Genomic DNA, 8611 nt, shown 5'->3' on the forward strand with positions numbered 1-8611 from the left:
GGCGAAGTCGCGGTCGGAGATCACAGGCTTGACCCCAGCCGGCAGCTTGACCGCCGAGATGTGGATCGAATCGCCAATGTTGGCGCCGGTGAGATCGACGGTGATGAATTCCGGGATCGCATTGGCCGGGCAGTGGAACTCGACTTCGTGACGCACGATGTTGAGCACGCCGCCGCGCTTGATGCCGGGCGACTTGTCCTCGTTGATGAAGTGGACAGGCACGTCGACATTGACTTCGGTGTCCTTGCCGATGCGCAGGAAGTCGACATGGACAGGGAAATCCTTGACCGGGTCGAGCTGGAAGTCCTTCGGCAGGACCTGGATCTTCTTGCCATCGACATCGATCGTGGCGATCGTGGTCAGGAACCCGCCGCCATGGATCTTGTAGTAGATGTCCTTGTAGGTGAGCGCGATAGCCAGGGGAGGCTGCTTGTCACCATAAATTACTGCAGGCACTTTACCGTTGCGGCGAACTGCACGGGCGGACCCCTTACCGACCTGTTCGCGTGCTTCGGCCTTGAGCTCGTAAGTGTCGTGGCTCATGGCATTTCCTTTCGGTTTGTTCTGGAGCGCTCACGGTGGGCAGAGTGCCTGGACCGTAAACGTCGAAAGCCGACATACCCATGCATGATCTGGTCCGAAAACCGGAATCCACTTTTCGGGATCATGCGGGAAGGCGGCCTTCCGCCGCGTTGCCTCCAAGGGTGTCTACGCGGGTGGCGGCTCTATAGCGGAAGGCGGCCGGAGGTGCAAGCCAAAGGCACGACCGGCCTGGTGCAGCCCAGACGGCCCTATCCGCGCTTTTCGATGACGGCATAGAGCACGTTGCGGTTCTCGCCGAAGAATACCTGCGCCTCGACGGTGTTGCGGTCGACGCTGGCATTGACGATGTTCCACATATCGACCTCCGATCGCAGCAGCAACACCCAGTCCATGAACGTCTCCCGATACCCCGCGTCGGGGGTGCCCTCGGCGTAGTTGGCGAACAGGAATGTTCCGTTCGGCTTCAACATCTGCAGGCAGGTCTTCGTGAGTTTCACCGCGACGTTGTGGGCGAGGTAGTCGTAAAGGCCGGAGGCGTAGATGAAGTCGAATTTGCCGAGCTTGTGGCCCCGCGTGAGCACGGTTCGCACCGAGCCGTCGATGGCTTCGACGGCGGTGCCCTGGAAGTCGCGCGAGATCAGCCCAACGCTCTGGGGATCCTGGTCGAGCGCAACCCAGCGCTTGAGACGGCCCTCCGTCAGGGCGACCGAACGATTGGCTTCCCGCAAATGGCCGGCCGCGATCGCCAGAACCTCGGTTTCCGGTCCGTTCTTGGCCGCGATCTCGTCGACATATCGGGTCAGGAGGTCGCGTCGTTCCCGGGCCGCGACGCATGACGGTACGTTCTGGGTATGGCTATAGAGTGCTTTGCCGACCTCCGAGGCGTTCGCCACGCTCTCTGCCACGTGCGGATCACAATAGATGTAGTCGAGCAACTGCGCGTCGCCGGAATAGCCCCTGGGTTTGGTGAAGGACCAGTGCGTCAGTGGATCCTCGAGAAAATACTTCAGGATCGGATGGTTCTGCGCGACCGGTATCAACGCATGCCAGACGTCGGGATGAACCTTGGAATGCAGGCCATTGAGGAAGGACAGCAAGCGGCCGACGATCTCGGCCGGGTTCTTGTCCTGTTCGACCTGCTCCTGTGTCGCGTGGAGAATGAGGGCAAGCTCCGCGCGCGCGGTTTCGAACGCTTCGCCATGATGCTCGATCTTTCCCCGAGGCAGCGTGCCGGCGAGCATCTCGGCAGTAATCAAGCTTTTGCCATCAAGAACGGTCTGCACGCCATCACTCCATAGTTAACAGTCGGTTAACTTATTGCGTAGAATGCTCCCTTTGCCAATGTCGGGCCGACGGCATTTTAGGTTTATGATTAATTTCCCGCCAACCATGTTCGTTGGTTAATCAGCTTCCGAGCCGGATTCCGGGTTCGAGTTAACGGAAACTTGTCTTGCGCGATTGCATTTGTTTGCCCGGCGTTCGCAATCGCCGTCGCGTCCCAAGGAGCCGGCCCGCGTGGGGGCAGAAGCTGGAAATGAGTTCGGAAAACAAAATCCCTTTCAAAAGGGGTCGATTGTGATGAACGAACACGTGTCATCCGCATTGGCCGATACGGTTGATGCTGAGCCGTACGAGCCGCGCTACGAACTGGGGGCCGACGAACTTCGCGCCCTCTACCGCACCGAAGCCCGGGCGACGCGAAGAGGGGAAGCCAGGCCAGGGCTTTGGATCGCAGTTGCGATCTATCTCTTGTTTTCGGCAACGGATCTGCTGCTGATCCCGGATGTGGCCGCCTATACGATCACGGCGCGCTTCGCGGTCGGCTTGAGCGCGCTTTTGATCCTGGAAGCGCAGCTTCGCCACGGCGTCGGGACGGAATGGCTCGACGTGACCTGCGCCGGGGCCATCATCTTTGGCTATGTTGGTTGGCTGTGTCCGGCGATTATGGGCGCGGACAAGGAAAGCGTCTCTTACTATATGGTCTTTGGGACCATATTCATGATGAGCGCCAATCTTTTCTTTACATTCAATTTCAAGCTTTCTATCGTAACCTCGACAATAATCTTATGTATACTTTATATCGTAAATTACTTTGTTCCATCAACCCTCATATACAAAATGGTATTTGGGGCTTTCTATGTTTCTTGTTTCACGTTCACCTCATATGTGAACTGGAAACTGAACGAGGAACGCTACAACGTCTTCCTGAACGCCCTGGAAGCCAAGATCCAGCACAATGAGGCGACCGAACGCGGCAAGGCCCTGCTGAGGTTGTCGCGGACCGATCCGCTCACGGGTCTGGAGAACCGGCGCGCGATCGACGAGAAGCTGCGAGACTACTGGAACGATTGGCAAAAGGTCGGCACCAGCTTTGGGGCGATCCTCATCGACGTGGACTTCTTCAAGAAGTTCAATGACTGCTACGGCCATCAGGAAGGCGACCGCTGCCTGATCCATGTCGCCAATGCCCTTAGCGATATGATCAAACAGTATAATGGCTCCATCGGCCGCTATGGCGGCGAAGAGTTCATCGTCCTGGCTCGCATGGAGAAAAAGGAGCAGATCCTGGACATTGCGGAAGCCATTTGCAGCACGGTGGAGAACCTGGCTCTGACGCACGAACTGCGGCGCGACGGCGTCTCGATCGTAACGGTAAGCGTTGGCGCCGCATTCACCCGGACGCAGACCGGGGCCAAGCTGGAGAAAATCATTCACGAGGCCGATCGCGCTCTCTATCTGGCAAAAGCCGGCGGCCGAAATTGTGCCCGGCTGTTCGATCCAACCGACCCGCAAAGCAGTGACGAGAGCGAGAACATTGCGGCTTTGCTGAAGATCGCGATCGGCCAGAATCTCGTTTCACTCGTTTACCAGCCTATCCAGGATGTCAAATCGGACCGGGTTGAAGCGGTGGAGGCTCTGATGCGCCTCAAGATGCTCGACGGCACATCGGTTCCGCCGAGCCTGTTCATTCCGGTCGCCGAACGGACCGGTGCGATCCTGGAACTCGGGCGCTGGGCGATAAGGACAGTGTGCGCCGAACTGCTGGCGGACGACCACGTCCGTGTCGTCAGTGTCAACGTCTCCCCGATCCAGCTCAAGACACCGGGCTTCGCGACGTCGGTCGCGACCATTCTGGGCGAGACGGGTGTCGCAGGCAGCAGGCTGGCCTTCGAGATCACCGAAGGGCTGGAGATGGAGATGCACTCCGACATCCTGCGCTGCATCAGCGACCTGAAGCTGCTCGGGATCAAGATCTGGCTTGATGATTTCGGGACCGGCTTTGCGGGCCTTTCGTGGCTTCGCCTGATCGATTTCGATACGGTGAAGATCGATCGCTCGTTTCTGCATGACTGCAGCTCTCCGAGCGGCAAGGCGATGCTGCAGGACATTATCACCCTGGTTCGAAATCGCGGCCACAAAATCCTGGTCGAAGGGGTGGAGACAGACGAGCAGATGGCCCTTATGCGCGAATTCGGCATAGACAAGATCCAGGGCTTCCATGTCGGCCGTCCCGCTCCCGCCGTCAGTTTCCAGGCAAAGCGAGCCATGCGCAAACGGCCATTTGCCGTGCTTAAGTCCGCATGATGGTGGCCTCTTCCGACGTTTGGCTAGCCGTCGTCAAGCCGTGCTAGCGGTCGCCGGTCAACGCGGCGCGTAACGCCTGGATCTGCCGGTTCAGCGCATCGAGCTCAGTCAGCGTCATGCCCGAGCGTTCGACCAAGGCTTCGTTCAGGCAGTTGCATTGGACAAGCAGTGCGCGCCCGGCTGATGTCAGATCGACCTGCACCTGGCGTTCGTCGGTCTGGCTGCGCTGGCGGGTCACCAGCCCGGCCTGCTCCATTCGCTTCACCAGCGGCGTGACGGTGCTCGATTCCAAAGCGAGCCGATGGGCGATGGTGCCGACCGACATGCCGTCGGCCTCTCCAAGCGCGTTCAACACCAGGTACTGCGGATAGGTGATGCCCATCTCGTCCAGCATCGGCTTGTAGGTGCGGTTGATCGCCATGCTGGTGGCATAGAGCGTGAAACAGAGCTGATTGTCCAACGGGAGAGGCACGGCGCATTCCTTTTGCCAATGTGGGCATCATTTCGATACCACGAAAAATGATATCGCGATACATATTTGTGTGGACAAGGGTTTTAGGCCGCGTTAGCTATGTCGTTATCGCGATATTGTTTATCGCGAAAATAACCAGAAGGAGATTGAGATGACCTCGCAAACCAAGCCCGGCTCCGGCAGCGGTACGATCACCACCAGGGACGGAACGCAGATTTACTACAAGGACTGGGGGACCGGGCATCCTGTCGTCTTTCATCACGGCTGGCCGTTGAGCAGCGACGATTGGGACGCCCAGATGCTGTTCTTCGTGTCACAGGGCTACCGTGTCATTGCCCATGATCGCCGAGGCCATGGCCGCTCGACCCAGACGGATATCGGCAACGAGATGGACACCTATGCCGCCGACGTCGCGGAACTCGCAGCCCATCTGGACCTCAAGAACGCCATCCATGTCGGCCATTCGACCGGCGGCGGCGAAGTGGCGCGTTATGTCGCCAAGTATGGCGCCGGCGGCCGTGTCGCCAAGGCGGTGCTGATCGGCGCGGTGCCGCCAATCATGCTCAAGACTGCCGCCAATCCCGGCGGCCTGCCGATCGAAGTGTTCGACGGCTTCCGCTCCGCGCAGGCAGCCAATCGCGCCCAGTTCTTCCGCGACGTTCCATCAGGTCCGTTCTACGGCTTCAACCGCCCGGGCGCAGAGGTATCGCAGGGCGTCATCGACAATTGGTGGCGCCAGGGCATGATGGGCGGCACCAAGGCGCATTATGATTGCATCAAGGCCTTTTCGGAAACCGACTTCACCGAGGATCTGAAGGCGATCGACGTGCCTGTGCTGGTCATGCACGGCGACGACGACCAGATCGTTCCCATCGCGGACTCGGCGCTGCTGACGATCAAGCTGCTCAAGAAGGGCGAGCTCAAGGTCTACAAGGGCTTCCCGCACGGCATGGCCACGACCCATGCAGACATCGTCAATGCCGACCTGCTGGCCTTCTTCAAAGCATAGGCCGTTGGAACGAAAAAAGCACCCGCCGTCCGGCGGGTGCTTTTCCTTGCGTGGGTTTCAGGCCTGATCTAGGCGGCCGCCTGCGCCTTGCGCGCTTCCTTCATGTTGGGCAGGAACACGGTCAGCAATCCAAGGAACGGCAAATAGGAGCAGATCTGGAAGACGAAATCGATGCCCTTCATGTCGGCGACGACGCCGAGCACGGCCGCCGCGATGCCGCCCATGCCGAAGGCGAAGCCGAAGAAGATGCCGGCGATCATGCCGACGCGACCCGGCACGAGCTCCTGCGCAAAGACGACAATGTTGGAGAACGCCGAGGAGAGGATCAGGCCGATCAGCACCGTCAGCACCATCGTCCATTCCAGATTGGCGTAGGGCAGGGCGAGCGTGAAGGGCAGCACGCCGACGATGGAGAACCAGATCATCGCCTTTTGCCCGTAGCGGTCGCCGAACGGGCCGCCGAGCAGGATGCCCAGCGCCGAGGCACCGAGGAACAGGAACAGCATGACCTGGCTCATCTGCACAGAAACGCCGAACTTATGCATGGAATAGAAGGTGTAGTAGCTGGCGAGGCTGGCGATGTAGGCATTCTTGCTCAGCACCAGCAGTGTCAGCACGATCAATGCATTCATCACCTTGCGGCGCGGGAAGGGCGAAACGAAGCTCGCCGCCTTGCGGGTGCCCTGCGCGGCACGCAGCCGGCTGTACCAGCCGCCGACCTGCCACAAAACGATGATGCCGATCAGCGAGCCGACGGCGAACCAGGAAATGCTGGTCTGGCCGAACGGCACGACGATGAAGGCCGCCAGCAGCGGCCCCATGGACTGGCCGAAATTGCCGCCCACCTGGAACAGCGACTGCGCCAGGCCGAAGCGGCCGCCGGAAGCGAAGCGGGCGATGCGCGAGGATTCCGGGTGGAAGATCGCCGAGCCGATGCCGATCAGCGAGGCGCCGATCAGCAGCAGCGAATAATGCCCGGCATAGGCGAGCACGATCAGGCCGATCAGCGACGACGCCATGCCGTAGGGCAGCGAATAGGGCATCGGCCGCTTGTCGGTGATCATGCCGATCAGCGGCTGCAGCAAGGATGCGGTCACCTGGAAAGTGAAGGTCAACAAGCCGATCTGCCAGAAATCGAGGCCATAATTCTCTTTCAGGAGCGGGTAAATGGCCGATAGCAGCGACTGCATGATGTCGTTGATGCAGTGGCAGAAGCTCACCGCCAGGATGACCGTGAAGGCCGTCGCCTGGGCTGAGGCGTGACTGGCGCTCGCCGGTGGGGCGACGCTGGCTGCTGTCGTATCGGTCAAGGTAGGCTCCGTGGTCTTTTTGGCGGGCACGCCCGCAGGCAACTGGCGGACGCTCCTTGCGGCCACCCTAGGGACGGTGCCTTATAAGCCGCTTGCGAGACGACTTCTTTCGTGGTTTGGTCCAATAGTTTCGCAACTGGGCCATAACTAGATGCCGCACGGCAAAGAAGTCTTTCACGCTGGCAATGCCAATCTCGGCCAGTTGCACGAGAGCCGCTGGCAGTGGCTTGAGCAAGTGGCCGGGCCGGGGGTGGCATTGCCGACCGAATATCCTGACGGCTACCGCGTGCCACAGCACCGCCACAGCCGCAGCCAGCTCTTGCATGCGCTTGTCGGTGTGGTGCTGGTGACGACACGCTACGGGCGCTGGATGGTGCCGCCCGACCACGCGATGTGGATTCCAGCCGGCACCGAGCATTCCGTCGAGATGCTGGGCGACGTCTCGATGCGTTCGGTTTATGTCATGCCACAGGCGATCCCGGGGCTGCCCGAAGGCTTGCGCGTTGTGGGCGTCACCGACCTGATGCACAGCCTGATCGTGGAATCGGAGAAGCTCCCGCAAGGCGGCGTTCTGGAAGGACGCGGTGGGCTGATCATGAACCTTTTGCTGCACGAAATCCCGACCTTGCCGGAACGGCCTCTCGGGCTGCCATTTCCGTCCGATCCAAGATTGTCGGCGCTGTGCCGACGCTTCGTCGCAGCACCGTCGCCGCATGCGACCATCGACGAGTGGGCCGATGCAGCCGGCATGAGCCGCCGTTCCTTCACGCGCGCCTTCCAGCGCCAGACCGGCCTGTCGCTGTCGACATGGCGCCAGCAGGCCTGCCTGTTCGCGGCGCTGCCCAGGCTGGCGGACGGCGAGCCGATCACCAGGGTGGCGCTTGATCTCGGCTATGACAGCGTGCCGGCCTTCATCACCATGTTCAAGCGCATGCTGGGGACCTCGCCGCGCGGCTATATGCGCGGCGCACGCGAGAACGTCGAGGTCGCTCGTCGCCTGATCGGCCCGGTTCGGTTGGAAAGCTCCGCGCCTTAAGGGCAGGCGGGTTTAGTCGAACAGGCTCGACACCGATTCCTCAGTCGCCGTGCGCGAGATGGCTTCGCCCATCAGGTCGGCGATCGAGATGACGCGGATGTTGGGCGCGTCGAGCACGCCCTGGGTCGGCTGGATGGAATCGGTGATCACCAGTTCCTGCAGCTTCGAGCCGCTGATGCGGGCAACGGCACCGCCCGACAGCACGCCGTGGGTGATATAGGCGGTGACGCTGGTGGCGCCGTTGGCCAGCAGTGCATCGGCGGCATTGCACAGCGTGCCGCCGGAATCGACGATGTCGTCGATCAGCAGGCAATCCTTGCCGGCGACCGCGCCGATGATGTTCATCACTTCCGATTCGCCCGGCCGTTCGCGGCGCTTGTCGACGATGGCCAGTTGCGCATCGAAGCGCTTGGCCAGCGCACGAGCGCGGACCACGCCGCCAATGTCGGGCGAAACCACCACGACGTTGCCGAGTTGCTTGTATTTGGCCTTCACGTCGCGGGCCATGACCGGCACGGAAAACAGATTGTCGGTCGGGATGTCGAAGAAGCCCTGGATCTGGCCGGCATGCAGGTCGAGCGTCAGAACGCGGTCGACGCCGGCGCGGGTGATCATGTTGGCAACCAGCTTGGCCGAGATCGGCGTGCGGCCGGAGG

At 60.8% G+C, this 8611-nt stretch carries 8 protein-coding genes; 3 read left to right on the plus strand and 5 right to left on the minus strand.

All coding sequences use genetic code 11. The features are described 5' to 3' along the window. On the minus strand, positions 1-543 hold a 543-nt coding region (locus EN991_RS13335; protein ID WP_127368921.1), incomplete at its 3' end, for a 50S ribosomal protein L25/general stress protein Ctc. A gap of 248 nt (positions 544-791) precedes the next feature. Next, a complete protein-coding gene (locus EN991_RS13340) occupies positions 792-1826 on the minus strand; it encodes a class I SAM-dependent methyltransferase (RefSeq protein ID WP_127368922.1) in 1035 nt (344 codons plus the stop codon). 295 nt (positions 1827-2121) lie between these two features. Here EN991_RS13340 and EN991_RS13345 point away from each other — a divergent pair, with 295 nt between their 5' ends. Then, complete coding sequence (locus EN991_RS13345) at positions 2122-4128, plus strand: EAL domain-containing protein (protein ID WP_032808605.1); 2007 nt, start codon at positions 2122-2124, stop codon at positions 4126-4128. A 43-nt stretch (positions 4129-4171) separates the two neighbouring features. On the opposite strand, the gene EN991_RS13350 is transcribed toward EN991_RS13345, so the two are convergent. Further along, positions 4172-4600: a MarR family transcriptional regulator gene (locus EN991_RS13350; protein ID WP_013529998.1), complete on the minus strand. Its 429-nt coding sequence runs from the start codon at positions 4598-4600 to the stop codon at positions 4172-4174. Positions 4601-4751: 151 nt separating this feature from the next. On the opposite strand from EN991_RS13350, the gene EN991_RS13355 reads away from it, so the two are divergent. Continuing rightward, complete coding sequence (locus EN991_RS13355; protein ID WP_127368923.1) at positions 4752-5609, plus strand: alpha/beta hydrolase; 858 nt, start codon at positions 4752-4754, stop codon at positions 5607-5609. A gap of 68 nt (positions 5610-5677) precedes the next feature. On the opposite strand, the gene EN991_RS13360 is transcribed toward EN991_RS13355, so the two are convergent. Then, a complete protein-coding gene (locus EN991_RS13360; protein WP_063170320.1) occupies positions 5678-6919 on the minus strand; it encodes an MFS transporter in 1242 nt (413 codons plus the stop codon). A 151-nt stretch (positions 6920-7070) separates the two neighbouring features. Between EN991_RS13360 and EN991_RS13365 the strand changes: the two genes are divergently transcribed. Beyond that, on the plus strand, positions 7071-7955 hold the full coding sequence (locus EN991_RS13365; protein ID WP_127368924.1) for a helix-turn-helix transcriptional regulator: 885 nt from the start codon (positions 7071-7073) through the stop codon (positions 7953-7955). A 12-nt stretch (positions 7956-7967) separates the two neighbouring features. Here the strand turns inward: EN991_RS13365 and EN991_RS13370 are convergent. Next, a partial coding sequence (locus tag EN991_RS13370; RefSeq protein ID WP_127368925.1) for a ribose-phosphate diphosphokinase occupies positions 7968-8611 on the minus strand: 644 nt, incomplete at its 5' end.

It is taken from the genome of Mesorhizobium sp. M7A.F.Ca.US.005.03.2.1 (assembly GCF_003997795.1).
GTDB lineage: Bacteria > Pseudomonadota > Alphaproteobacteria > Rhizobiales > Rhizobiaceae > Mesorhizobium > Mesorhizobium ciceri.

Coding starts and splice junctions, on each gene's coding strand:
- EN991_RS13345 (WP_032808605.1), top strand. CDS start 2,122: ATGAACGAACACGTGTCATCCGCATTGGCCGATACGGTTGATGCTGAG.
- EN991_RS13355 (WP_127368923.1), top strand. CDS start 4,752: ATGACCTCGCAAACCAAGCCCGGCTCCGGCAGCGGTACGATCACCACC.
- EN991_RS13365 (WP_127368924.1), top strand. CDS start 7,071: ATGCCGCACGGCAAAGAAGTCTTTCACGCTGGCAATGCCAATCTCGGC.